Origin of the sequence: Serratia sp. CY37869, from assembly GCF_052168895.1 — a bacterium.
Taxonomy (GTDB): domain Bacteria; phylum Pseudomonadota; class Gammaproteobacteria; order Enterobacterales; family Enterobacteriaceae; genus Serratia; species Serratia ureilytica.
In genome coordinates this window covers 1,614,527-1,637,369 of record NZ_JBJNLU010000001.1, presented here as the reverse complement: position 1 = coordinate 1,637,369, position 22,843 = coordinate 1,614,527, and the positions used below count along the sequence as shown (strand labels likewise).

Below are 22,843 nucleotides of genomic sequence, written 5' to 3'. Positions count from 1 at the left end.
GAGAAACATTGAATATGAGATGTAAGGTAGATGCTTGAAAAGGAGATATTCGGTTCTTTAAAAATAAAAAAGGAAGAGTAAAAGCATTAGATTATTAGTTGCATCAAAGGCCGCCTGCTGCAACACCGCGAACCCAATCAGGGCAAACCGGGCGCGCGGCTGGTGTACGATCTGGCGGATAACCTACTGGGCGAGCGCAGCCCGCAGAACGACATCGACGCGCACCTGCCGCTGGCGCCGATCGCCGACAACCGTCTGACGCACTGGCAAAAACTGTTTTACCGTTATGACGCCTGGGGCAACCTGATCAGCCGGCGCAACGGCCTTTACGAACAGCACTACCGCTACGACGCCGACAACCGGCTGGTGCAGGCGCACGGTCGCGGCCCGCAGGGCGAATTCGAGGCGCAGTACCATTACGACGCGCTGGGTCGCCGCAGTCGCAAAGCGGTGCGCTACAAGGGCAAAACCGAACAGACGACCCGTTTCCTGTGGCAGGGTTACCGGTTGCTGCAGGAGCAGCGCGACGACGGCAGCCGCCGCAGCTGGAGCTACGATCCGGCCAGCCCGTGGAGCCCGCTGGCGGCGCTGGAGCAGGCGGGCGACAGCCGCTCGGCGGATATTTACTGGTATCACACCGATCTGAACAGCGCGCCGCTGGAGGTGACCGACGCGGCGGGCAACCTGTGCTGGTCCGGGCAATACGACACCTTCGGCAAGCTGCAGGGCCAGACGGTGGCCGGCGCGGCGAAGCGGCAGGGCGCGCAATACCAGCAGCCGCTGCGCTATAAGGGCAAAACCGAACAGACGACCCGTTTCCTGTGGCAGGGCTACCGGTTGCTGCAGGGCCAGACGGTGGCCGGCGCGGCGAAGCGGCAGGGTGCGCAATATCAGCAGCCGCTGCGCTACGCCGGGCAATATCAGGACGACGAAAGCGGCCTGCACTATACAACCTGTTCCGCTACTACGAACCCGAGGTGGGGCGTTTCACCACGCAGGATCCGGCAGAATATGAAAAAATGGTTTCCACAGGTAAGGTTGTGCAAAGCACAACGGGAACAACCCATGTAGCATCACCTGCAAATATTGATGCGTTTGGAAAACAAGCTAAACCGGGTACTATGTACGTTGAATTCGAAGTGCCTGTACGATCATTAATCAAGACAAATGAAGGTTGGGCAAAAATAGTTGGTCCTGACTCGTTGGAGGGGCGATTAGCCAAACGTAAGGGGCTACCAGTACCAGAAATGCCGACTGTGAAAAACATTGAGGTTAAGGCTCATAAAACAGAATCAGGAATTTCAACATGCTCAAAAAAATAAGTGATTGGATCTTATCCAATAGCCATTATGAAGTTAAGTACAATGCTAATGATTTTACAGATAGTCTGGTTGTTGATATAGATGACGATACGAAGATTGCGCGTTTTACGGTGTGGGATGATGCATCTTGTATGTTGGAGATCATTGATGTTGAAACCGGGAACTATATAATTAATGAACGAAGAGAATTATCAGACGAGGGAACTGTAATAGAAGCATTTAAAGAGTTTGTATCGTTGCTTAGAAATTAGTTATAAAGAATATTGATCTGATTTTGATTTGCTAATTTTAAATGCTCGGCTTTATGCACTGATGGACTTTTAAATAACGATCCGGCGAGCCCGCTGGCGGCGCTGGAGCAGGCGGGCGACAGCGGCTCGGCGGATTGGTATCAAACCGATCTGAATAGCGCGCCGCTGGAGGTAACCAACGCGGCGAAGCGGCAGGGCGCGCAATACCAGAAGCCGCTGTGCTACGCCGGGCAATATCAGGACGACGAAAGCGGTCTGCACTACAGTTCAGCTACTACGAACCCGCGGATGTGGGTGGATCCGCTGGGATTGAGTAGCAGAAGAGACCAACTCCCAGGGGATAAAATGCTTCTGAAAAGTGCGGTATTGAAATTAACCGATATGACGACTAGCTTGTCTGGAATATACAGCGCAATGTCTTTCTTAGTTATCATTTAAGTAGAGAGTGAGCTAAAGATGAAGGTGCAAGCAATAAAGACTAAGTATGGGATCATTCAAGGGCGAGATGCCTTGATTATCTCTGAACATGAAGTGAGTCTTTCTCCTTTCACATTTAAAATTAAAGCGTTGCTTTCGTCATCGGCATGCGAGTTAGAGGTTTTGAATGAGGCTGATGTGAAAATAGAGTTCTTTTTTAGTGATATAGAAAGGATGTCTATCTATAAAGTCGATGACTATCCTTATGAGAAGTATTCAGAGTCAAGCTTTGACCTGCTGGAGGAATACAGTTCAGGAAAAGCAAGGGTTGCGTTAAGTACCTATGATCATGTTTTCGATGTTACAGGTAGTTTTAAAATATTGTATGAATAATGGCGGCATTTTGTGCCGCAGAAAAAGTTCGAAACGGTAGGAGGCATACTAAATACCCAATGTGCCGTTAATCAGGGTGCAGCACTGCCCGCCGATCCAGGGCTCGCCGTCAATAAAGCGCACGCTCACGCGGCCATCTCGCTTCAGTTGGGTGCCCTGGCGCACCAGGTAGCCCTGCGCGGTTCGGTCGCCGTCGGGGAAGCGGTTGGCCTTCAGCAAGCGCGCCAGGCAGGCGTTGGCGCTGCCCGTTACCGGATCTTCGATCAAGGCGCCGCATTCCACCATAAATGCGCGCATTTCGTAATCTGCCGGTTCGGCCGCAGAACAGGCGCCATAAATCACTACGCCATCCACATCACAGGCGGTTTGCAACTGTTCGATCATAGCCTGATCCGGCATCACCGCCAGGCAAGATTGCGCATCCGGCAGGCGCATCATCAGCCAGCGGATGCCCATGTCGACAATAACCGGCAGGGTATCGGCTTCAATCACCGCCGGCTGTAAAGCGGCCATCAGCCGTTCTGTTTCCTCAACCGCCATCGCGCGAAAACTGACTTCGGGCGCGGCGAACGCCAATGCGCCTTCCGGCAGGATATTGATCGCCACCAGGCCGACGCCGCATTCCTGCATCACCGTTCCGGGGCGTTTAGGCGCCAATCCGGCTTCCAGCAGGGCGTGTGCGGTGCCCAGCGTCGGGTGGCCGGCGAAGGGCAGCTCCTTTTCGGTAGTGAAGATGCGCACCTTATAATCCGCCGCCGGGTGCGTCGGTTTAAGCACAAAGGTGGTTTCCGAAAGGTTGGTCCAACGGGCCAATGCCAGCATCTGCGCGTCGTTCAGCCCTTCGGCTTCCAGCACCACCGCCACAGGATTGCCGAGCAGCGGCGTGGCGGTGAAAACGTCCACCTGTTTGTAGGCGCGGGGTGTCACATCATCGCTTCTGAGCATTGGCCATCATCCGTTATCAACAAAACCTGATGATAACGATATTCGCCAATGGCTTCAAAGGGTTGAATTTTGTTTTGGCATACCTGCCCGTCGCCACCTCAGCCCCGGCTTGGCGAACATCACCAGGTTGCCCAGCAGAATCAGGCACAGCCCCAGCACGGCGTTGAAGTGCCACTGGTAGCCTTCGTAGATCGTCGAGATGGTCAGCGCCACCAGCGGGAACAGCAGGGTGCTGTAAGCCGCCGCGCCGGCGCCGATGCGGCCGAGCAGGCTGAAGTAGGCGGCGAAGGCGATCACCGATCCGAAGACAGCCAGGTACAGCAGGGAGCCGATATAGCGGCTGCTGAATTCGATCTGGAACGATGCGCCCTGCGCCAGGGCGATCAGCGCCATCAGCATCGCGCCGTAGGTCATGGCGTAGGTGTTGGTGGAAAAGATATCCAGCCCGCGGCGCTGATGACGCGCGCTGATCATATTGCCCAGCGAGAAGCCGTAGGTGCCGAGCGCGCTCAGACCGATGCCTTTGAGCAGCTCCGGCGCCATGCGGGTGGCGGCCAGATCTTGCCAGAACAGCGCCACGATGCCGGTCAACCCCAGCAGCGCCGCCGGCAGCAGGTTGGGGCTGGGGCGCTGGCGGAAAAACAGCAGGCTGTTGAGGGCATTGAACAGCACCGCCATCGAGAAGATCACCGATTCCAGCCCGCTGCTGATATAAGCCGCCGCGTGGTAAAAGCAGAAGAAGTTGAAACCGAACACGCAGCAGCCCTGCAACACGCAGAACAAATGATCGCGCGGGGCGATGCGGCGCAGGCGGCGCGTTAGCAACAGCACGGCGAACATCACCGCGGCGGAAATGGCGAAGCGGTAAGCGATCGAGACGGGAATGGCCACCGGGCCTTCTTGTTGCAGGGTGATCGCAATCCAGGTGGTGCCCCAAATCAGCACCACGGCGAGGTACAACAGCGCATTCATTCTATTCACTCCGAAAAAGCCGATGGCGCAGTATCCGCTTTGGCGTGCGGCCGCGCTTGCAGCGCCTTGCGCCCAGTTGCATATTCTTGCGCTTTTTTTGCCAAAAGCGCGGGGCGGCCGCTGGCATGCCGAGGCGCCACTCTTTACACTGTCGGCATGTCGAACAACGGGGCCGGCGATGTCCAACTATCAGGCGTTTGAAACACTGCGTGAGCATAAAGCGCGGTTGCACGGCCGCGTGCTGCTGGGCACCGGCGTGGAGCTGGCGGCCTGGTCCAACTGCAACGATCGCGTCACGCAGGAGAGCGCCGACCACCATACCCTGAGCCTGTACGTCGCCGACGGCTATGAGTGCTACCAGCAGGTGCCGGGCGGCTGGCGCAACGGCGGCGGGCCGGATCGGTTCTGCATCATGCCGCGCCAGTATGCATCTACCTGGGATGTGCGCAGCGATCTGTCGTTCGTGCATCTGTATTGCACCGACGGGCATTTGCGCCGGCTGGCGGAGCAAACCTGGGATCGCAGCCCGGCGGCGATCAACGTAGAGCCGCGCAGCTTTGGCGAAGATCCGCAAATTACGCTGCTGTATCGCCAGTTTTTGCTTAACTGCGACTGGCGTGACAGCGCCAATCTGCTGGCGCTCAGCAGCGCGTCGAACCTGCTGATGTCGCACCTGATCCAACGCTACAGCCAGCTGCAGTGGACGCTGCCGCAGGCGCGCGGCGGCCTGGCCCCCGCGGTAGCCAGGCGGGTGCGGGAATATATCGCAAGCCATCTCGATCGGCCGCTGCTGCTGGCCGATCTGGCGGCGCAGGCTGGATTGAGCGAGTACCACTTCGCCCGCATGTTCAAGCACGCCACCGGCCTGGCGCCGCACCAGTTCGTGATGCGCGCGCGGCTGCAACGGGCGGAACAGCTGTTGCGGCATAGCCAACAGCCGATCACCGAGATCGCGCTGGCGTGCGGCTTCAGCTCCGCCAGCCATTTCAGCAACCGCTTCAAGGCGGCCTATGGATTTGCTCCGCTGCAGGTGCGGCAGGGGCGCTAACCGGATGGGAGTGTAAGCATGGAACAACAATTTGCGGGCCTGGGCGTGTTGTTCGTCGCCGGATTCGGGCCCATCACGCGTGAGAGCGACGCGAGCAAGGCGTTTTATGTCGAGGCGCTGGGGTTGCCGCTTAAGCCGATGCCGGGCAATGAGAGCTATCTGCTGGCCGAGCAGGGCGCGCTGGACGGGGTGAAACACTTCGCCCTGTGGCCGCTGGCGCAGGCGGCGCAGTCCTGTTTTGGCGACGATCGCTGGCCGGCGGATCTCGCGGCGCCGCAGGCGTGGATCGAATTTGACGTGGCCGACATGGCGATAGCCACCCAAGGGCTAATCGATCGCGGTTATCGGCTGCTGGCCGCCAACCGTGAAGAGCCGTGGGGGCAAAGCGTTACCCGGTTGCTCAGCCCGGAAGGATTGCTGGTTGGCGTCACCTATACGCCCTGGCTGCGTTAAACGCCGCGCCGTTCGCCGCCGTTTCCCTGCGGCGGGCGGATTAAGAACAAATTCGCATTAGCTTAAAGCTATCTGCGCTATAGACCTACCGAATCCCCGAGCTATCCCTCATCCTGAAAACAGTAATCCCGTTCATTGCGTAAAAACCAAGGGTCAGAACGCGCTATTGCCACGCCATTTCACGGCGATTTTTTACCCTCTTTTGGCGTCGTCAGGTGCCTGATGGGAATAGAGATTATTCTTATATTTCCGCTAACCGTTAAGAAATAATAATGATTCTCGTTTTCAACCACGGAAAGGAGAAGGAACGATGAAAACAGTGAAGCGAACGGGTATCGCGCTGGCGATAGCCCTGACTTTCCCCCTGGCATTGCCTGCCGCTACGGCGGCGCAAACCTCCCTGACAAACAGTAAGGCGGCGACGATGACGGAAAAACACGGGCAGTTTATTGCGGTTGGTAAAGTGGTGCAGGTGACCTTTGGCGATTTCGCCTTCAAGCTGGATTTTACCGATGACAAGACCATGACCTTCACCGGCATCGGCGAGGCGTCGCAGGGCATCACCGATACCGTGCAGTACACCGCGGTGGAAATTCGGCCGAAGGTCTACATGGTCTACTGGCATGAGCCGCAGTCCGGCGACAACGTGACGCATATCGAGGACTTCGAGCGCGGCGAGGTGTACACCAACATCGCCGCCAAGGACGGCAGCTTCACCCATCTGAAAGGGCAGCTGAAAATTGTAGGTCACTCAGGAAACTAAGGAGCAGTTATGAAAAAGGCATTGATCACCTGTGCGATCGTCGGCGGCCTGCTGGCGAGTTACCCGGCGCTGTCAACGGATCAGGCGGCGTCTTACAAATCGGCCGGCAAGGGCGGTTATCATCATGCTCAGCAAAAGCTGAAGGTGGTGGAAGATCTGTACGCGGGCTTCTTCAACCGCCATGACATCGGCGTGGCGCGGAAGCTGATTGTGGAAAACTACAAGCAGCATAACCCGTTCGTCGGCGACGGCATCAAGCCGTTCCTCGATTTCTTCAGCCAGACCTTCAAAGACAACCCGCAGTACAGCGCTAAAATATACCGCAGCGCGGTCAACGGCGATCTGGTCTACGTTCACGTCAAATATCAAAATAACCCGCAGGATCGCGGCACTGCCAGCGTGGATATTTATCGGGTGAACGATCAGGGGAAAATCACCGAGCATTGGGACGTCAATCAGGATGTGCCGGAAAAATCGGCCAACGACAACACCATGTTCTGATGCAAAAGGGCCGCTGCGGCGGCCCTCTACGCGCCTGCAACACTTTATTTACTTACATAAATACCAAACGTTCATCGCGTCGAGTAGGCTACGGCCGCCTTTGGCAGTGGCGGCACGGTTGATGGGCGTCATTGTCCCGCCACTGCTTGAGGCGCTTCCCTCGCATTCCCCGCTATCCCGCGCGTTTAAGCTGCACTTTTTTGAACTGATGGCGCAGCTGCAGCGCATTGAACAGCACCAATACCGCCGTCACGGCGAACACCCAACGGAACCCCATCATCGCCGAAATGCCCGAACCCAGCAGCGGGCCGACCACGTTGCCCAGATACATAAATGACTGGTTATAGCCGAAGATGCGCCCGGTCACCTGATCGGAGGAATACTTCAGCAGCAGCGCCTGCACCGCCGGCATCAGCGCGCCATCGGCGAAGCCCAGCAGAAAACGCAGAATGCCCAGCTGCAGCGGCGTATTCACCCAGGCCATCACGGCGAACAGGCCGGTGGTGAACAGCAGCGCGGCGATCAGAATGCGCGCGGTGCCGATGCGATCGCCGAGCCGCCCGAGGCGCGGCGCGGAGATCAGCGCCGCGATGCCGGGCACGGCGGCGATCATGCCGCTGACGAAGGCGATATTGCTGACGTTGCCCGACAGTTCGCGAATGAACAGCGTCAGGATCGGGCTGATGGAGGAGTTGGCCAGCTGAATCATCAGGGTGCAAACGAACAGGGTGACGATCAGCGCCGGATAGGGCAGCGACCGGAATACCGCCTTGCCGCTCAGCTGATCCGCTTTTTTCACCGTGATGCGCCGCTCTTTAATCAGGAACAGCGTCACCAGGAAGCTGACGAACATCAGCCCGGAAGTGACGAAAAACACCACCCGCAGCCCCAGATGGTCGGCCATCAGCCCGCCCAGCAGCGGCCCGGCGATCACGCCGGAGATCTGCCCGGTCGAGAGTGTGCCCAGCGCCCAGCCGCTTTTATCGCGCGGCGCCTGCGAGGCGACCAGCGCCATGGCGTTGGGAATATAGCCGGACGTCAGCCCCATCAGGGCGCGCAGCGCGAACAGCTGCCACACGTTAGTGGCCAGCCCCTGCAGCGCGATGACGATCGCCATGCCCAGCGAAGCGCGCAGCAGCATCAGCTTACGGCCTTTGCGGTCGGCCAGGCTGCCCCACAGCGGCGACACCACCGCCGAGACCAAAAAGGTGCCGCTGAATACCAGCCCGGACCACAGGCTGAGGGATTGATGATCGCTGACGCCGAGTTGTTCGACGTACAGCGGCAGAAAAGGGAGGATTTGGCTCATCGCCAGCCCAGTGAAGAAACACCCGAGCCAGACCGAGATCAGATTGACTTTCCACGCTTCCATCGGCTTATCGTACCACGTTGAATGAGGAGGGATTTGTTAAGCAAAATAATAATAACACTGCAAATTAGTCAGCGAGGGGGCAAATGCGTGAGCAAACGTAACCCTGCCGGCTGCAGTGTCTTTTTGCTATATATTAATAGCTATATTATCATAGGTAAATGGGTTAAGCCAGAAGCGCGCGGTGGCCGAACGGGGCGCCATTGACTGCGCGATCCGGCGATGTGAAAGTAGGGACAAACTGAACGTTATCGACTGATGCCAATGAAAAAAGATCATCCTGAAGACGTGACGCTGCTGCGCACGCAGTTAATGTCGCTGGTGCGCCGCATGCGGCGCGAGTCGCGCAGCGACGAAAAATCCTGGGCCCAGCTGATGCTGTTGGGGGCTATCGATCGCCATGGCGGCGAGGCGACGCCGTCGTTGCTGGCGGAGTCGGAGCGTATGCGCTCCTCAAACCTGGCGGCCGCGTTGCGCGAGCTGGAAGCCGATGGGCTGCTGGTGCGCACACCGGATGCCGAAGACAAACGCCGGGTGCGGGTGCGGCTGACGTCCGCCGGGCTGGGTTTGCTGCAGCAAAGCCGCGCCCGACGCGAGGCGTGGTTGCTGGCGGCGATGGAAAGCTGTCTGTCCGAGCGGGAGCAGGCGCTGTTGCTCGAAGCGGGGGCGCTGATGGCGCGGCTGGCGGCGGCGCCGTCTGCGGAAGCGGACTGATTGCAGGGGCGGCCTGAGTTGCCCCCCAGCGGCGAGATTACGGCATCGGCCAATCGACCGGCATGGTGCTGACCACGTCCACGTAGCGATCCCAGGCCGATGACCAGAATTGGGAGAAGGCTTCGAGGGTGAAGTGAATGCCCATCAGGCCCATCACGAACCAGCAGGCGGTAAACAGGCCCAGGCTGCTGAACATGAACGCCATGCCATTGCGGCTGGTTTTACGGCAAACGACGTTTAACTGGCTGGCGAAGAACATCATCACGGCGCTCAGCAACTCCCAGCGCATCATGATTAAACCGGTGGCAATGGTACTCATCGAACTCGATCCTATGTAACAAAAAGCCGCATCCGGCAGGGCGCCGACAGGAAAATGCGGAGGAGAATAACGGTAATAGTGTGATAAGGATCACATTGTAGCATTGAGAGGAACGGCGGCTCAATGGGGCGCGCGGTGAAAAAATCGCCGCCGGTAACATTCCAATATGCTGAAACAGTTATGCCATTTCATTAGCAACCTTTTCATGGGGCGTCGCGCCCGATAACGCTATGCTTGCCGGCTTTTCAGTTCCCTGATTTTGCGGGGAAATGTGACGCAAAAGGTATCGGCTCCGCATGGCCCTGTTAAAAGAAAAAATTCGCGACCACTCCGCGGAAGAGATGCTGTTTATCCGCCGGGCGGCCGTGGCGCTGGCGCTGGTGGTGGTCTGTTTCGGCGCGCTGGTCGTCAACCTCTACCGGCTGCAAATTCGCCAGCACGGCTTTTACCAGACGCGCTCCAACCAGAATGACATCAAGATGTTGCCGATCGCCCCAAGCCGCGGGCTGATCTTCGATCGCAACGGCATTCCGCTGGTACGAAACGTGACACTGTATCGCATCGAGATCACGCCCAGCAAAATCACCGATATATCGGCGCTGCTGCAGGCGTTGACGCCGATCGTCGATCTGACGCCGGAAGATATCAGCGCGTTTCGCGACGACATGCACCACAACAGCCGCTACAAGCCGATAACGCTAAAAGCGGGGCTGAACGACACCGAGGTGGCGCGTTTCGCCGTCAATCAATACCGTTTCGACGGGGTGACTATCGATACCTATCAGCAGCGCGAATATCCTTACGGCGCGCAGCTGGCGCACGTGCTGGGCTACGTGTCGAAGATCAACGACAGCGATCTCAAGCGCCTGGACAAGGCCGGGTTGAGCGAGAACTATGCCGCCGATCGCAACATCGGCAAACAGGGCATCGAGGCCTATTACGAGTCCGAGCTGCACGGCACCACCGGCTATCAGGAGGTGGAGGTGGATAACCACGGGCGGGTGATCCGCTTGCTGAAGGAGCAGCCGCCGCAGGCCGGCAAAAACATCTACCTGACGCTGGATCTGCCGCTGCAGCAGTACATCGAATCGGTGCTGAAGGGGCAACGCGCCGCGGTGGTGGTGGAAGATCCGCGCGACGGCGGCATTCTGGCGATGGTCTCCAGCCCCAGTTACGATCCCAATCCCTTCGTCAAAGGCATCGGCTATCAGGCCTATAAGGCGCTGCTCCGCAACCCGGATTTGCCACTCATCAACCGCGTCACCCAGGGGCTGTACCCGCCGGCGTCGACGGTGAAGCCCTACATGGCGGTTTCGGCGCTGTTTGCCGGGGTGATCACGCCCACCACCACCTTTTTCGGCGCGCCGACCTGGACGCTGCCCGGCACCGAGCGGCGCTATCGCGACTGGCTGAAGACCGGTCACGGCATGCTCAACGTCACCAAAGCGATAGAAGAGTCCGCCGATACCTTCTTTTATCAGGTGGCGTATGAGATGGGCATCGATCGCATTCACCATTGGCTGAGCCAGTTTGGTTACGGCCAGTCGACCGGCATCGATCTGAACGAAGAGTACCGCGGCGTGCTGCCAAGCCGCGACTGGAAGCTGAAGGTGCACAAAAAAGTCTGGTATCAGGGGGATACGGTATCGGTCGGCATCGGCCAGGGATATTGGGTGGCGACGCCTATTCAGATGGTGAAAGCGCTGACTACGCTGATCAACAACGGTAAGGTGAAAACGCCGCACCTGCTGTATTCGCTGCAGCAGGGCAACCGGGTCACGCGTTATCAGCCACCGACGCAGGCGCTGCAGATTGGCGATCCCCGTTCGCCTTACTGGGGCATTGTGCGCAACGGCATGTATGGCATGGCCAACCTGCCGAACGGCACCGGATACAAGCTGTTCCATACCGCGCCGTACCAGATTGCCGCTAAATCCGGCACCTCGCAGGTGTTCAGCCTGAAGCAAAACCAGACTTACAACGCCAAAATGATACCGGTGCGGCTGCGCGATCACATCTTTTATACGCTGTTCGCCCCCTACAAAAACCCCCGGGTGGCGATGGCGCTGATCCTGGAAAACGGCGGCGGCGACGGCGTGGTGGCGGGGCCGACCGCGCGCGCGATCCTCGACCACATTTTCGATCCGGCCAACGCGCCCCAGCCCGGCGACGCGGCGCAAACTAAACCGCAGTTAAACGACAGTGCGGATGTGCAACGGTGATGCGGTTTGTTTTTACTTTCTTACAAACTGCAATCTCCTGACCATTTCCGGCAAGGTAGACTGAAATAACACGATAAACCGAATAAAAACGCAGGGTTAACACAACAGTGGCGCCATCGACCAAAAAGAGCGGTAAAACCTATTCCACAGTTCGTTTCGGCTGGATTTGCGCCGGCATGCTGGTCTGTTTTTTTCTGTTGGCGTTCAGGGTCGGTTACCTGCAACTGCTGGAACACCAGCAGTTGGCGAACCAGGCAGATCAGCGCTCGATTCGCACCCAGGTAGTGCCGACCAACCGCGCCATGATCACCGATCGCAACAATGAGGCGCTGGCGGTCAGCGTGTCGTCGAAAGACATCGTGCTGGATCCGAAGCATATTCTCGATACCCAGACTGATACCGGCAACGAACGCTGGCAGAGCATGGCCAACGTGCTGAAGATCCCGCTGGCGGACGTGCAGCATCTGATCCAGAGCAACGCGCACAAACGCTTTGTCTACCTGGCGCGCAAGGTGGAGGACGACAACGCCGCTTATATCAGCAAACTGCACCTGACCGGCGTCAGCACCGAGCAGGATTTCAGCCGCTTCTATCCGATGGGCCAGGATGCGGCCGGCCTGATCGGCATCGTCGGCCAGGACAATCAGGGGCTGGAGGGCATCGAGCTGGGCTTCAACCCGTTGCTGCAGGGTAAAAACGGCCTGCGGGTCTACCAGAAGGACGGCAGCGGTGCGGTGATCGGCGTGATTAAAAGCGTGGATCCGGTTCCACCGCCGAATGTGACGCTCAGCATCGACAAATTTATCCAGTACGTGCTCTATGCGCAGATCCGCGACGGCGTGGTGGCTAACCAGGCCGACTCCGGCTGTGCGGTGCTGGTGAAAATCGACACCGGCGAAATCCTCGGCATGGCCAGCTACCCGTCGTTCAACCCGAACAACTATGGCAGCACGCCGGCGAAAGATATCCGCAACGTGTGCAGCAGCGACAGCTTCGAACCGGGTTCGACGGTGAAACCGGTCGTGGTGATGGTGGGGCTGGAACATAAGCTGATTCGGCCGGATACCGTGTTGGACACCACGCCGTATCGGGTGAACGGTCACCTGATTAAGGACGTCGGCCACTGGTCGAAGCTGACCATCACCGGCGTGCTGCAAAAATCGAGCGACATCGCGGTATCGCACATTGCGCTGGCGCTGCCGGCCACGGTGCTGCCGGCGGTCTACCGCAGCTTTGGCCTGGGGCGGCCGACCGAGCTTGGCATCGGCAACGAGAGCAGCGGCTACCTGCCGCAGCATCGCGAGCGCTGGGCCGATATCGAACGCGCCACGTTCTCCTTCGGCTATGGGCTGCGCGTGACGCCGCTGCAAATGGCGCGCGAGTATGCCGCGATCGGTTCCTTCGGCATTTATCGGCCGCTGTCGATCACTAAGGTGACGCCGCCGGTGATGGGGCAACGCATTTTGCCGGCCGATACGGTCAGGTCCGTGGTGCATATGATGGAAAGCGACGCCTTGCCGGGCGGCAGTGGGGTGAGCGCTGCGGTGCCCGGCTACCGTTTGGCGATCAAAACCGGTACCGCCGAGAAAATGGGCCCCAGCGGCAAATACGACGGCGGCTATATCAACTATACCGCCGGCGTGGCGCCGGCCAGCGATCCGCAGGTAGCGCTGGTGGTGATGGTCAACAACCCGAAAGCCGGCAAGCACTTCGGCGGCTCGGTAGCCGGGCCGGTGTTCGGCAAGATCATGGCCCAGGTGCTGGAGCACATGAATATCCTGCCGGATGCCCAGCCGCTCAATGTGGTGTCGTCGGTTAAAGGGTGAGGATTTAAGCGGGAAGTGAGTGGGTCAGAAAATGTCTGACCCACGCTTCAATACAACGAGTTTAACCTACGGCAGTATTTATTATGGATATGCCTTGAAATATTGATTGATATTCGACTTGAATGAATTTCTCTGTTTCTAAAATAATATTTCTTATTTGGCGATTCGCAGAGAAGCTTATTTTCTCACCAAGACAATTCCCTCTTTCGTTCACGCCTTAACATGATTTCAACGCATTCCGAACCCGGCAACACCCGTCTATGGGGGCTGTAATCGTCGTGTCATCAATGCTCGTTAGACTCGCGGCATCCTGGTATTACCGACTAAAAATCATGAACATAAAACTGACACTTGGCCGCGGGGCAAAACCTGCGCCCGCGCTGCCGCGCGCGTTTGGCTTCGGCAAAAGCATGGGGTTATTAAGCGGCGTAATTTGCGTTATCGCGCTATTTTCTCTGCTGCAATTGTTTTCCACCGTATTTATTTCCAATATTCTGCGCGACGCCAAGATTAACCTGGTGACGGGCGACGCCTTGCATCGCCAGCAGGCGGCGATGGATCGCGCCAGGCTGTCGCTGCTGACGGCCAGCGATACCCTGAACCGTGCGGGCATTTACTATCTGCAGGATAAAGCCACCGGCTCCGACGGCAGCTGGCATAGCCTGCTGGATGAATCGCTGGCGGCGTTGCAGGCTTCAGAGCAGGCCTTCGCCCGGTTTGAGCGCCTGAGCGCGACGGCGCCCGAGGCCGCTGACGCCCTGAAAGGCAGTTATCGCCTGTTCTATGACGGTCTGAAGGAGCAGGCGCAAGGGCTGCAACGCAGCGACAGCATCGATGCGTTTTTCGCCGTGCCGATCCAGGCTTTTCAGGCGGATTTCAACGAGAAGTATCTCGCTTATCAGGCGCTGAACGAACGACGCGGCGATGACGTCAACGTGCGGCAATTGGCGGCGCTGGAGCAGGCCAAAACCTATGCGCTTGGCGCGCTCGCGGCGTTGGCGCTGATCGCCTTGGGCGTGTGGTTCGGCGTTGCTCGTTGGGTGATCGTACCGTTGCAAAGGGCGATCGCCCATCTCAACGTGCTGGCCGCCGGCGACCTTTCGCGGCCGTTGCCGTCTGAACGGGCGGTTAACCGCGAAATGCGTCAGTTGCAAACCAGCATTGGCCACATGCAAAACGGCCTGCAGCGGCTGGTGAGTGAGGTGCGCGATGCGGCGAGCGGGATCCTGAACGGCGTCGGGCGGCTGGCGGACGGCAATCGACAGTTGACGGCGCAGTCGGCGAAGCAGGACGGCGAATTGCAGTTGGCGACCGAGCACGTGCAGCAGTTGGCGGCGCGGGTGGAAGAAAACGGCCAATACGCGCAGCTGGCCAATCAACGCACCGAACAGGCCAGGCAGTGCGCCGGCGCCGGTGAAAAGATGATGCAAACCGTCAACGTCTCGATGCAAGGGATCGTCAACCAATCGGCCGAGATGCGCGGCATTGTGGCGCTGATCGACAGCGTGGCGTTTCAGACCAATATTCTGGCGCTGAATGCGGCGATCGAGGCCGCGCACGCCGGCGTTCACGGCCGCGGTTTCGCCATTGTCGCTAAAGAAGTGGGCCTGCTGGCGCAGAAGAGCAGCCATTCTACGCGCGATATTCAGCAGCTGATCAACCGCTCGTTGCAGCAAATCGATCAGGGGTCGCAAGCGGTGGATCTGCTGGCGGGCAATTTGCGTCAAATTATCGATCTGGTGAACACGTTTAGCGCACTGATGGGGGAGATCTCGCTGGCGTCGCTCAATCAGGGGGAGAGCATTCAGGACGTGACGGCGCGCATCGCCGGGCTGAATCAGGTGGCGCGGCAAACCGGCGCCGTGGTGAACGCGGTGACCGAGGCTTCGCAGTTGCTGCAGGGCGAATCGGAACGATTGGAAAAAGCGATGGCGCGTTTCAGGCTGCCGGCGCAATAAATACTTCCGATGCAGGTTAATGAATAATAAAGCCGCGCTTAACGTTATTTATTTAGGTCCGCTCCCTGAGGAATTTCAGCGGAGTAAATAAAAGCAGGCCGGCGCGTGTGGATTAAAAAAGCGTCGGCCTGCGGAGGTTATTTTTGGCGGGAGAATTAACGGCTGGTCTGGTGGCCGATGATGCCGCCCAGCGCTGCGCCGCCGAGGGTGCCCAGCGTGCTGCCGTCGGTCAATACCGCGCCGCCCACGGCGCCGACGCCCGCACCGATCGCCGTGTTGCGATCGCGATTGGACATATGCCCACATGCGGTAACGGAAAGCGTCGCCATTACCACCACCAACACACCCGCGGCACGTTTAATATTCATAATGAGTTCCTGGTAAATTGGCTAATTAATGGATTAAAAATAATCCGATTAACTCGCCGGTAGAAGTTGGGATGAATGTATTCCTCCGAAAGAAAATCGAACAGGTAAAAATTCTTAATTTTGGCGCGGTGAAAAGCGATCGCTCGCCGAATGTGCGGCCGTCGGCAAAACCGTTCGGCTATACTGGGAAGACGCCTCACGAGGGGCGGGGCGCACACGCTGGAGGCCGCCATGTCCGAGCTCGTTTCCGCATCCGGCAAACCGGTGAAAATTCCCGGCCCGGACCATCCGATTACGCTGACCCGCCATCCGACGCGGGTCGTGGTGCGCGGCGCCGGCCAAATCCTGGCCGACAGCCGTCATGTACTCATCTTGCAGGAAGCCAACTATCCGCCGGTGTTTTACTTTCCGCGTGAGGATGTGAATATGCGGCTGCTGCATAAAAGCACGCATGTGAGCTACTGCCCTTATAAGGGCGACTGCAGTTATTTCTCCCTCACGCTGAACGACCCACAGGGGGACAATGTGGCCTGGAGCTATGAAATGCCTTACAACGCCGTGGTGGCGATCAAGGATCATCTGGCATTTTATCCCGACAAAGTCACGGCGATCCGTACCGAAGCCTGAGCCGCCGCCGCCTTCGGGCGGGGCAGGTTGACATTCCACTTATCCCTACTCATTATGTGTATTACCGGAAATTGATACGCTTTCCTTATGTTTTAATCCGACATAAGCGAAACTCTGAGCAGGTGCCAAGGTGTCTACCTCTACGCGATTTGCCGTTGCCATCCATATTCTGACCAACATCACGCTGTGTCGCGGCCAGACGGTGCGTTCCGAAGATATCGCCCGCAGCGTCAACACCAATCCGACGGTGGTGCGGCGCATTCTCGGGGCGTTGGCGGAGGCGGGGCTGACCTATTCACAGATGGGGCAAGGCGGCGGGGCGCTGTTGGCGCGGCCGGCGGAAGCGATTTCTTTGCTGGACGTGTATCGCGCGGTGGAGGATCAACCTTATTTCACGCTGCATCGCACCCGGCCTAACGAGGCGTGCTATATCGGCCACGCCATTACCCCGGTGCTGGAGCAAGAGTTTGCGCGCATCGGTCACGCGCTGGAAGCCAGCCTGGCGCAGACCAGCATCGCCGAAATGGCCGGGCAGGTCGAGCTGCGCGCCGGCTATCCCTTCGTCCCTTGTTCACCGCAATATCAAGCAGATACGCAATAAAAAATCACGCCAAACCCCGTTCCGCGCAGAGCATTTTTTGCATTGCGTTAATGTAATTGTGTAAGTTACATTAGCTCGCATCAAGTGTGATGTAGCTCACGTTTTAGACTGCCTCCCCACGATAATCGACCGTTTGGCCGGAAACCTTTTCTTCCGGCGCAGATTCGCTGTGCTTATAAACCAGGAGAGAACGATGTTAGAAATGATTGAAAGCTTGGCCACCGTGGTGGTCCTGGTGCCGGTAATGGTGGCCGTCTTGCTCGGCGCGATTTACGGCCTGGGTGAAGTGTTCAACGTCTTTTCCGCTATCGGCCGCAAAAACGGCTGAATCTGTATGCTTGGGGGCTATCGGCCCCCGGCTATAACTCCCTTATTTCCCCCTTTCTCTCTATGAACGCGCCGTTGCGTCGATCATCGCCATCACCTGCCGAAACATCGCGCTTTCCGCATCCGCCAGCTCGTTGACCAGCGTAAAGTGATTGCAGTGGCGGTCGGCCAGCAGGTGGACGTCGAGGCCGCGCGCCAGGCAGGCGTCATAATAGGCCTGCGTCTGGTTTTTGAAGCCTTGGGTTTCGCGGTGGCCGACGTCGAGCAGGATCTGCGGCGCATGCGCTTTCGCCGGCAGCAAAAACAGCGGGCTGAGAGTTTGCGCCTGTTCGGGCGTCAGGTGCAGCCAGTCGTTGATGTAGATATCGCACAGCGGGCGCAGATCGTAGAGGCCGCTCAGCGCCAGCGCGCCTTTGATTGCATCGGGCGGCAGGCGATAGCGTTGCTGCCAGCCGTCGGCGATCAGCATGCCGCACAGGTGGCCGCCGGCCGAACTGCCGCTGACGAAAATGCGCGCCGGATCGATGCCGAACGGCGCCCCGTGATGATAAAGCCAGGCGACGGCGCTGCGCACCTCATGCACGATCTCCGCCAGCGTCGCTTCCGGCGCCAGCGTATATTCCAGCGTGGCGACCGCCACACCGCGGCGGGCGAACGCGGCGGCCATCGAGCAGGCTTCCTCTTTGCGCTGCGAATGCCAGTAGCCGCCATGGATAAAGATCAGCAGCGGGGCGGGCTGTGCGCTGGCCGGGAACAGATCGAGACGCTCGGCGGCGCTCATGCCGTAGCGCAGATCGTAAATGCCCGGCGTCTGCGCTTTGGCGCGCTGCGCCAGCGCGGCATAGTCCGCCATGCAGGCGTCAAAATCCTCCACCGAAGCGCGGGCGTTGTATTGCGCGGCGCGGGCGCTCAGGTCTTCAAACGTCAGATCGATGTTCATGCGTTTCTCCGGATTGTTATGCGTTATGTCTTCATCATCGTCCCGCAGGGGAAAAGATGTTTGATCTCCGGTGCGCACAATTGCGGCTTCTCCAATGCTGTTATCTGCTGTATATTGCCGTTTTATGCTTTTTTAATGCGGAATAATCCCATGCACAAAGCGGCACGACAGCGCCATTTACTGGATTTGCTCAGCGAACGCGGTCAGGCGGCGGTGGCGGAATTGGCCAGCGCCATCGGTGTTTCGGTCGATACCGTGCGCCGCGACTTGGCCGATCTCGAGCGGCAGGGGTTGGCGCAGAAACATCACGGCGGCGCGATAGCGCTCGAACCGTCCGGCATGCCGCGCCAGGCGCGCGCGGCGCTGTTGCCGCTGGTCAAGCAGCGGCTCGGCCGCGCGGTGGCCGCGCAGATCCCGCCCGGCAGTACCCTGATGCTGGATGCGGGCAGTACGCTGTTGGCGGTGGCGCAAGCGTTGCGCGGCCCGGCGACGGTGATCACCGCCTCGCTGGATATCGCGCAGTGCCTGAGCGATAAGCCGGAGATCCAACTGATCCTGCTCGGCGGCCAGTGGGACGCGCGCCAACGGCTGTTCGCCGGCAGCGCGACGCTGGCGTTGCTGGAACGCTACCGCGCGGACATCGCTTTGCTGGGCGCCTGCGCGGTGCATTCTCAGCTGGGGCTGAGCGCCGGCGAAGAGGCTGATGCAGAGGTTAAACGCGCCATGCTGGCCAACAGCGGCGAGCGCTGGCTGGTGGCCGACCATATGAAGCTGGATCGCTGCGAGCCGCATCACGTGGCGGATCTGGCGCAGATCCAACGCCTGTTTACCGATCGCCCGTGGGATAACCTGGACGAGCAATCAATGATTGAACTTTGTGTCGTCGCCGACGACCGCTAGAGGAGAACCCTGATGAACGATAACGCTCAACCGTTGCAGGTGGCGCTGATTGGTTACGGCTTTGTCGGCAAGGCGTTTCATGCGCCGCTGATTAACGCGGTGCCGGGTCTGGTGCTGAGCGTGGTGGCTTCGCGCGATGCCGCCAAAGTCCATGCCGATCTGCCGCACGTGCGCGTGATCGCCGATCCGCTGGAGGCGATCCGCTTGCCGGAAGTGGACCTGGTGGTGATTGCTTCGCCGAACGCCACCCATGCGCCGCTGGCGCTGGCTGCGCTGGAAGCGGGCAAGCACGTGGTGGTGGATAAGCCGTTTACGCTGGATTTGGCGCAGGCGCGCACGCTGATTGCCGCGGCGGAGAAACACGGCCGTCTGCTGTCGGTATTCCAGAATCGCCGCTGGGACAGCGATTTCCTGGGCGTGAAGCAGGTGATCGAGCAGGGACTGATCGGCAAGGTGACGCACTTTGAGTCGCACATCGATCGTTACCGCCCCGAAGTGCGGGTGCGCTGGCGCGAGCAGAATCTGCCGGGCAGCGGGCTGTGGTTCGATCTGGGGCCGCACATGGTCGATCAGGCGCTGCAGCTGTTCGGTTTGCCGCACAGCGTGCAGGCCAACATCGCCACGCTGCGCGCCAATGCGCAGATCAATGACTGGGCGCATGTGGTGCTGAACTACCCGACGCACCGCGTGATTTTGCATGGCAGCATGCTGGTGGCGGGCGGCGTCGCGCGCTTTACCGTGCACGGCGATAAAGGCAGCGTGGTCAAAGCGCGCGCCGACGGGCAGGAGAGCCAACTGCTGACCGGCGTAACGCCGGGTTCGGCTGAGTGGGGTAAAGACGACGACGCGATGAGCTTGTTTATCGGCACGGAACCGGTGCGCACGCTGCCGACGCCGGATGGCGATCAGCGCCAATATTACGTCCAGGTGCGTGACGCGCTGCGCGGCGCCGGCGCCAATCCGGTCACCGCTTCGCAGGCGCTGGCGGTGATGGCGGTGCTGGAAGCGGCCACGCTGGCGGCGGAAACCGGCGTAACCCAAACGCTGCCGCTCACCGAGGCGGAGATCGCCGCCTGGTAACGCATCGCGCCAGATAAGGCGTCAGATGCATTGATACAGTGCATCGCATGCGTCTTCCGCCATCCCAGCCCCTGACATAGGCTAAGCCTCAGTCTATGTCAGGAGTGCTTATCATGTTATCCCATCCCTCGCCGCAGGGCGTCCGCGGCATACTGGCCGCACTTTCTCTGTGTATGCTGCTGTCATCGCTCGGCATCAGCATCGCCAACGTCGGGCTGCCGGCGCTCGCCACCGCATTCCATGCCTCGTTCCAGGCAGTGCAGTGGGTGCTGCTCTGCTATTTGCTGGCCGTCACCACCTGCATCATCGGCATCGGCCGCTTGGGTGACAGCCTCAATCGCCGCCGCCTGCTGCTGGCGGGCATCGCGCTGTTTACCGCCGCTTCGCTGGCTTGTGCGTTGGCTCCGCAGCTGTGGCTGCTGCTGGCGGCGCGCCTGGCGCAGGGGCTGGGGGGCGCCGTCATGATGTCAATCACCATGGCGCTGGCGGGCGAGGCGCTGGGCACGGAAAAGATCGGCCGCGCGATGGGGCTGCTCGGCACTATGTCGGCCGTGGGCACCGCGCTGGGGCCGTCGTTGGGCGGCGCGCTGATCGCCGGCTTCGGCTGGCGAACGATATTCCTGATCAACCTGCCGCTGGGGCTACTGGCGCTGTGGCTCGCCTGGCGATACTTGCCGGATGGGGCGCGGGCGGCGACGCGCCCTGAACCGTTCGACCGCGCTGGCACGCTGCTGCTGGGCGGCGCATTGCTTTGCTACTCGCTGGCGATGACTCTGGGACGCGGTGATTTCGGCGCGCTTAACCTGGCGTTGATGTTGGGCGCTCTGTTGGCGGCAGGGTTGTTTATCCGCGTGGAACGCCGCGCCGTGTCGCCGCTGTTGGCGCCGACGATGTTTCGCCATCCGGCCCTGACGGCGGGGCTGGCGGCCAGCGCGTTGGTCATGACGGTGATGACCGCCACGCTGGTGGTCGGGCCGTTTTATCTGTCGCGCGCGCTGGGGTTAAGCGCCGCGCAGGTGGGGCTGGTGATGTCGGCGGGGCCGGCGGTGGCGATCCTGACCGGTATTCCGGCGGGTTATCTGGTGGATCGCTTTGGATCGCAACGCATCGCCCAGCTTGGGCTGGCGGCAGTGGCCGCCGGGGCGGGATTGCTGTCGCTGCTGTGCCGCTGGGGCGTACTCGGCTATGTCGCGCCGATCGCGCTGTTGACCGCCGGTTATGCGCTGTTTCAGGTGGCCAACAACACGGTGCTGATGAAGGACCTGTTTCCCGAACGACGCGGGTTGATCGCCGGCATGGTCAATCTGGCGCGCAATCTGGGGGCGATCACCGGCGCGTCGGCGATGGGGGCGCTGTTTTATCTGGCCTCGCAGCGGGTGGCGGGCGCCGCGGCGGCCGCGGCTTACGGCATGCGCGTCACCTACGGCGCGGCGGCGTTGCTGGCGTTGGCGGCATTACTTATCGCCTTCGGCGGCCGCCGACTGGCGCTGCGTTATGACGCGCGCTGAACGGCGTAGCGTTCTTGCACGAAACCGTTGTCCGACTGGGTGACGGCGAGCAGACGCAGGCGCTGCTCAGGGGCATCGGCGCCGAACAAGGGAATGCCGCCGCCCAGCAGCAGCGGCACGCGCGTAATCGTCAATTCGTCGATCAACCCGGCCTGCAGGAAACGCTGCACGGTCTGGCCGCCGTCGATATACAGGTGACGGCAGCCGGCCTCGGCCAACCGCGCCACGACGCTGGCCGGTTCGCCGCTCATCCAGCGGACAGGCTCTGCGCCGTGCGGTGCGGATTGCGTCGACAGTACCACCACCGGCAGTTCTCCATAGGGCCATTCGGGAAAGGCGCGGACTTTTTCATAGGTATGGCGGCCCATCACCAGCGCGTCGATGTCGGCGATAAACGCTTCAAAACTCAGGCCATTGAGCAACGACACCGCGTACTCGGGCCGCAGCAGCCAATCGATGTCGCCGTCCGGGCCGGCAATGAATCCGTCTACGCTGGTGGCGATGTAAACCGAGCATTTCATCAGGCGAGATCTCCGCGGTAAACCACATGGACCTTGTTGCCGTCGGGATCGCGCAGGTAAGCGCCGAAATAGCCTTTACCGTAGTGCGCGCGCTCGCCGGGTTCGCCTTCACTGCTGCCACCCGCCAGCAGGCCGGCGGCGTAGGCGCGTTTAACCGCCAGCTCGTCGGCGGCGAGAAAGGCCAACATGCTGCCGTTGCCGGCGCTGGCGGGCTGTCTGTCGAAGGGTTGGTAGGCATAAAACCGCGGCAGCGTTTGGCCCGGCATCACCCAGCAGCGGGCGGCGGGGCCGCCGTCCGGCGTCACTTCCCGCCGTTGTAAACCCAATGGCAACAAAATGGCGTCGTAGAACGCGGCGGCGGCGTCCAGATCGCTGACGCCGACGGTAATATGGCTGAACATGGCGCGTTTCCTTTCCCAAGAGAGAATAATGAACGGATAAAACAGTAGCAGCGATAGCGCAGGATGGACAGACCGCGGTGGAGGATTCGGATTAGGG

Annotated in this window: 24 protein-coding genes and 3 pseudogenes; 19 read left to right on the top strand and 8 right to left on the bottom strand. The window is 59.7% G+C overall.

The window, feature by feature from the left end; translation table 11 throughout:
• Window positions 1–105: 105 nt before the first annotated feature.
• From ACJ8J1_RS07795 to ACJ8J1_RS07775, 5 genes and pseudogenes are all read left to right on the top strand, one after another.
• Window positions 106–798: pseudogene (locus tag ACJ8J1_RS07795) on the top strand (RHS repeat domain-containing protein); the annotation flags it as partial.
• A gap of 48 nt (window positions 799–846) precedes the next feature.
• A pseudogene (locus tag ACJ8J1_RS07790) lies at window positions 847–1,322 on the top strand (RHS repeat-associated core domain-containing protein); the annotation flags it as partial.
• On the top strand, window positions 1,307–1,573 hold the full coding sequence (locus tag ACJ8J1_RS07785) for an immunity protein TriTu family protein (RefSeq protein WP_033643012.1): 267 nt from the start codon (window positions 1,307–1,309) through the stop codon (window positions 1,571–1,573). The pseudogene ACJ8J1_RS07790 and the gene ACJ8J1_RS07785, both read left to right, overlap by 16 nt.
• A gap of 78 nt (window positions 1,574–1,651) precedes the next feature.
• Window positions 1,652–1,888: pseudogene (locus ACJ8J1_RS07780) on the top strand (RHS repeat-associated core domain-containing protein); the annotation flags it as partial.
• A 141-nt stretch (window positions 1,889–2,029) separates the two neighbouring features.
• Entirely contained in the window at window positions 2,030–2,383 is a 354-nt protein-coding gene (locus ACJ8J1_RS07775) for a hypothetical protein (RefSeq protein WP_033643013.1), read from the top strand.
• Window positions 2,384–2,431: 48 nt separating this feature from the next.
• Here the strand turns inward: ACJ8J1_RS07775 and ACJ8J1_RS07770 are convergent, their stop codons facing one another.
• Window positions 2,432–3,328 (bottom strand): PhzF family phenazine biosynthesis protein, encoded by an 897-nt coding sequence (locus tag ACJ8J1_RS07770; RefSeq protein WP_033643014.1) that lies wholly within the window; start codon window positions 3,326–3,328, stop codon window positions 2,432–2,434.
• A 54-nt stretch (window positions 3,329–3,382) separates the two neighbouring features.
• Complete coding sequence (locus tag ACJ8J1_RS07765) at window positions 3,383–4,300, bottom strand: DMT family transporter (RefSeq protein ID WP_033643015.1); 918 nt, start codon at window positions 4,298–4,300, stop codon at window positions 3,383–3,385.
• A gap of 178 nt (window positions 4,301–4,478) precedes the next feature.
• On the opposite strand from ACJ8J1_RS07765, the gene ACJ8J1_RS07760 reads away from it, so the two are divergent.
• The 4 genes from ACJ8J1_RS07760 (at window position 4,479) to ACJ8J1_RS07745 (ending at window position 7,065) form a co-directional block, all read left to right on the top strand.
• Window positions 4,479–5,348 carry a helix-turn-helix domain-containing protein gene (locus ACJ8J1_RS07760; protein WP_033643016.1) on the top strand — a complete coding sequence of 290 codons (870 nt, stop codon included), beginning with the start codon at window positions 4,479–4,481 and terminating at the stop codon, window positions 5,346–5,348.
• Between the two features lie 18 nt (window positions 5,349–5,366).
• Window positions 5,367–5,801 carry a glyoxalase/bleomycin resistance/dioxygenase family protein gene (locus ACJ8J1_RS07755; protein WP_033643017.1) on the top strand — a complete coding sequence of 145 codons (435 nt, stop codon included), beginning with the start codon at window positions 5,367–5,369 and terminating at the stop codon, window positions 5,799–5,801.
• Window positions 5,802–6,111: 310 nt separating this feature from the next.
• Window positions 6,112–6,564, top strand: a complete 453-nt coding sequence (locus ACJ8J1_RS07750; RefSeq protein ID WP_099783007.1) for a MoaF-related domain-containing protein — start codon at window positions 6,112–6,114, stop codon at window positions 6,562–6,564.
• Window positions 6,565–6,573: 9 nt separating this feature from the next.
• A complete protein-coding gene (locus ACJ8J1_RS07745) occupies window positions 6,574–7,065 on the top strand; it encodes a nuclear transport factor 2 family protein (RefSeq protein ID WP_033643018.1) in 492 nt (163 codons plus the stop codon).
• 172 nt (window positions 7,066–7,237) lie between these two features.
• Here the strand turns inward: ACJ8J1_RS07745 and ACJ8J1_RS07740 are convergent, their stop codons facing one another.
• Window positions 7,238–8,437, bottom strand: coding sequence for a multidrug efflux MFS transporter (locus tag ACJ8J1_RS07740; RefSeq protein ID WP_033643019.1), 1,200 nt, complete (start codon window positions 8,435–8,437; stop codon window positions 7,238–7,240).
• A 261-nt stretch (window positions 8,438–8,698) separates the two neighbouring features.
• Between ACJ8J1_RS07740 and ACJ8J1_RS07735 the strand changes: the two genes are divergently transcribed.
• Entirely contained in the window at window positions 8,699–9,148 is a 450-nt protein-coding gene (locus tag ACJ8J1_RS07735) for a MarR family winged helix-turn-helix transcriptional regulator (protein ID WP_033643020.1), read from the top strand.
• Between the two features lie 37 nt (window positions 9,149–9,185).
• Here the strand turns inward: ACJ8J1_RS07735 and ACJ8J1_RS07730 are convergent, their stop codons facing one another.
• On the bottom strand, window positions 9,186–9,467 hold the full coding sequence (locus tag ACJ8J1_RS07730) for a YjcB family protein (protein ID WP_033643021.1): 282 nt from the start codon (window positions 9,465–9,467) through the stop codon (window positions 9,186–9,188).
• Between the two features lie 296 nt (window positions 9,468–9,763).
• Between ACJ8J1_RS07730 and mrdA the strand changes: the two genes are divergently transcribed.
• The 3 genes from mrdA (at window position 9,764) to ACJ8J1_RS07715 (ending at window position 15,473) form a co-directional block, all read left to right on the top strand.
• Window positions 9,764–11,689, top strand: a complete 1,926-nt coding sequence (gene mrdA, locus ACJ8J1_RS07725; RefSeq protein WP_033643022.1) for a penicillin-binding protein 2 — start codon at window positions 9,764–9,766, stop codon at window positions 11,687–11,689.
• A gap of 107 nt (window positions 11,690–11,796) precedes the next feature.
• On the top strand, window positions 11,797–13,515 hold the full coding sequence (locus tag ACJ8J1_RS07720; protein WP_033643023.1) for a penicillin-binding transpeptidase domain-containing protein: 1,719 nt from the start codon (window positions 11,797–11,799) through the stop codon (window positions 13,513–13,515).
• Window positions 13,516–13,847: 332 nt separating this feature from the next.
• Complete coding sequence (locus ACJ8J1_RS07715; protein WP_033643024.1) at window positions 13,848–15,473, top strand: methyl-accepting chemotaxis protein; 1,626 nt, start codon at window positions 13,848–13,850, stop codon at window positions 15,471–15,473.
• A 155-nt stretch (window positions 15,474–15,628) separates the two neighbouring features.
• Here the strand turns inward: ACJ8J1_RS07715 and osmB are convergent, their stop codons facing one another.
• Window positions 15,629–15,841, bottom strand: coding sequence for an osmotically-inducible lipoprotein OsmB (gene osmB, locus ACJ8J1_RS07710; RefSeq protein ID WP_004940700.1), 213 nt, complete (start codon window positions 15,839–15,841; stop codon window positions 15,629–15,631).
• Between the two features lie 231 nt (window positions 15,842–16,072).
• On the opposite strand from osmB, the gene ACJ8J1_RS07705 reads away from it, so the two are divergent.
• The 3 genes from ACJ8J1_RS07705 (at window position 16,073) to ACJ8J1_RS07695 (ending at window position 17,397) form a co-directional block, all read left to right on the top strand.
• Window positions 16,073–16,468 (top strand): DUF427 domain-containing protein, encoded by a 396-nt coding sequence (locus ACJ8J1_RS07705; protein ID WP_033643025.1) that lies wholly within the window; start codon window positions 16,073–16,075, stop codon window positions 16,466–16,468.
• A gap of 130 nt (window positions 16,469–16,598) precedes the next feature.
• Window positions 16,599–17,069 carry an Rrf2 family transcriptional regulator gene (locus ACJ8J1_RS07700; protein WP_033643026.1) on the top strand — a complete coding sequence of 157 codons (471 nt, stop codon included), beginning with the start codon at window positions 16,599–16,601 and terminating at the stop codon, window positions 17,067–17,069.
• A 193-nt stretch (window positions 17,070–17,262) separates the two neighbouring features.
• Window positions 17,263–17,397, top strand: coding sequence for an AcrZ family multidrug efflux pump-associated protein (locus ACJ8J1_RS07695; RefSeq protein WP_033643027.1), 135 nt, complete (start codon window positions 17,263–17,265; stop codon window positions 17,395–17,397).
• A 60-nt stretch (window positions 17,398–17,457) separates the two neighbouring features.
• Here the strand turns inward: ACJ8J1_RS07695 and ACJ8J1_RS07690 are convergent, their stop codons facing one another.
• Complete coding sequence (locus tag ACJ8J1_RS07690) at window positions 17,458–18,336, bottom strand: alpha/beta hydrolase (protein WP_033643028.1); 879 nt, start codon at window positions 18,334–18,336, stop codon at window positions 17,458–17,460.
• Between the two features lie 150 nt (window positions 18,337–18,486).
• Here ACJ8J1_RS07690 and ACJ8J1_RS07685 point away from each other — a divergent pair, with 150 nt between their 5' ends.
• The 3 genes from ACJ8J1_RS07685 (at window position 18,487) to ACJ8J1_RS07675 (ending at window position 21,824) form a co-directional block, all read left to right on the top strand.
• A complete protein-coding gene (locus tag ACJ8J1_RS07685; RefSeq protein WP_033643029.1) occupies window positions 18,487–19,236 on the top strand; it encodes a DeoR/GlpR family DNA-binding transcription regulator in 750 nt (249 codons plus the stop codon).
• Window positions 19,237–19,248: 12 nt separating this feature from the next.
• The gene (locus ACJ8J1_RS07680; RefSeq protein WP_033643030.1) at window positions 19,249–20,316 is read left to right on the top strand and encodes an oxidoreductase; all 1,068 of its coding nucleotides are present in this window, start codon (window positions 19,249–19,251) and stop codon (window positions 20,314–20,316) included.
• A 113-nt stretch (window positions 20,317–20,429) separates the two neighbouring features.
• Complete coding sequence (locus ACJ8J1_RS07675) at window positions 20,430–21,824, top strand: MFS transporter (RefSeq protein ID WP_033643032.1); 1,395 nt, start codon at window positions 20,430–20,432, stop codon at window positions 21,822–21,824.
• On the opposite strand, the gene ACJ8J1_RS07670 is transcribed toward ACJ8J1_RS07675, so the two are convergent.
• Window positions 21,809–22,345 (bottom strand): dihydrofolate reductase family protein, encoded by a 537-nt coding sequence (locus ACJ8J1_RS07670; protein ID WP_169539571.1) that lies wholly within the window; start codon window positions 22,343–22,345, stop codon window positions 21,809–21,811. The genes ACJ8J1_RS07675 and ACJ8J1_RS07670 overlap by 16 nt on opposite strands.
• Complete coding sequence (locus tag ACJ8J1_RS07665; RefSeq protein ID WP_015377846.1) at window positions 22,345–22,746, bottom strand: VOC family protein; 402 nt, start codon at window positions 22,744–22,746, stop codon at window positions 22,345–22,347. The genes ACJ8J1_RS07670 and ACJ8J1_RS07665 overlap by 1 nt, the downstream gene beginning before the upstream one ends.
• Window positions 22,747–22,843 lie beyond the last annotated feature (97 nt).

Coding starts and splice junctions, on each gene's coding strand:
- ACJ8J1_RS07760 (WP_033643016.1), top strand. CDS start 4,479: ATGTCCAACTATCAGGCGTTTGAAACACTGCGTGAGCATAAAGCGCGG.
- ACJ8J1_RS07750 (WP_099783007.1), top strand. CDS start 6,112: ATGAAAACAGTGAAGCGAACGGGTATCGCGCTGGCGATAGCCCTGACT.
- ACJ8J1_RS07665 (WP_015377846.1), bottom strand. CDS start 22,746: ATGTTCAGCCATATTACCGTCGGCGTCAGCGATCTGGACGCCGCCGCC.
- ACJ8J1_RS07680 (WP_033643030.1), top strand. CDS start 19,249: ATGAACGATAACGCTCAACCGTTGCAGGTGGCGCTGATTGGTTACGGC.
- ACJ8J1_RS07765 (WP_033643015.1), bottom strand. CDS start 4,300: ATGAATGCGCTGTTGTACCTCGCCGTGGTGCTGATTTGGGGCACCACC.
- ACJ8J1_RS07740 (WP_033643019.1), bottom strand. CDS start 8,437: ATGGAAGCGTGGAAAGTCAATCTGATCTCGGTCTGGCTCGGGTGTTTC.
- ACJ8J1_RS07730 (WP_033643021.1), bottom strand. CDS start 9,467: ATGAGTACCATTGCCACCGGTTTAATCATGATGCGCTGGGAGTTGCTG.
- ACJ8J1_RS07745 (WP_033643018.1), top strand. CDS start 6,574: ATGAAAAAGGCATTGATCACCTGTGCGATCGTCGGCGGCCTGCTGGCG.
- osmB (WP_004940700.1), bottom strand. CDS start 15,841: ATGAATATTAAACGTGCCGCGGGTGTGTTGGTGGTGGTAATGGCGACG.
- ACJ8J1_RS07785 (WP_033643012.1), top strand. CDS start 1,307: ATGCTCAAAAAAATAAGTGATTGGATCTTATCCAATAGCCATTATGAA.
- ACJ8J1_RS07775 (WP_033643013.1), top strand. CDS start 2,030: ATGAAGGTGCAAGCAATAAAGACTAAGTATGGGATCATTCAAGGGCGA.
- ACJ8J1_RS07670 (WP_169539571.1), bottom strand. CDS start 22,345: ATGAAATGCTCGGTTTACATCGCCACCAGCGTAGACGGATTCATTGCC.
- ACJ8J1_RS07735 (WP_033643020.1), top strand. CDS start 8,699: ATGAAAAAAGATCATCCTGAAGACGTGACGCTGCTGCGCACGCAGTTA.
- ACJ8J1_RS07685 (WP_033643029.1), top strand. CDS start 18,487: ATGCACAAAGCGGCACGACAGCGCCATTTACTGGATTTGCTCAGCGAA.
- ACJ8J1_RS07705 (WP_033643025.1), top strand. CDS start 16,073: ATGTCCGAGCTCGTTTCCGCATCCGGCAAACCGGTGAAAATTCCCGGC.
- ACJ8J1_RS07715 (WP_033643024.1), top strand. CDS start 13,848: ATGAACATAAAACTGACACTTGGCCGCGGGGCAAAACCTGCGCCCGCG.
- mrdA (WP_033643022.1), top strand. CDS start 9,764: ATGGCCCTGTTAAAAGAAAAAATTCGCGACCACTCCGCGGAAGAGATG.
- ACJ8J1_RS07690 (WP_033643028.1), bottom strand. CDS start 18,336: ATGAACATCGATCTGACGTTTGAAGACCTGAGCGCCCGCGCCGCGCAA.
- ACJ8J1_RS07755 (WP_033643017.1), top strand. CDS start 5,367: ATGGAACAACAATTTGCGGGCCTGGGCGTGTTGTTCGTCGCCGGATTC.
- ACJ8J1_RS07770 (WP_033643014.1), bottom strand. CDS start 3,328: ATGCTCAGAAGCGATGATGTGACACCCCGCGCCTACAAACAGGTGGAC.
- ACJ8J1_RS07695 (WP_033643027.1), top strand. CDS start 17,263: ATGTTAGAAATGATTGAAAGCTTGGCCACCGTGGTGGTCCTGGTGCCG.
- ACJ8J1_RS07675 (WP_033643032.1), top strand. CDS start 20,430: ATGTTATCCCATCCCTCGCCGCAGGGCGTCCGCGGCATACTGGCCGCA.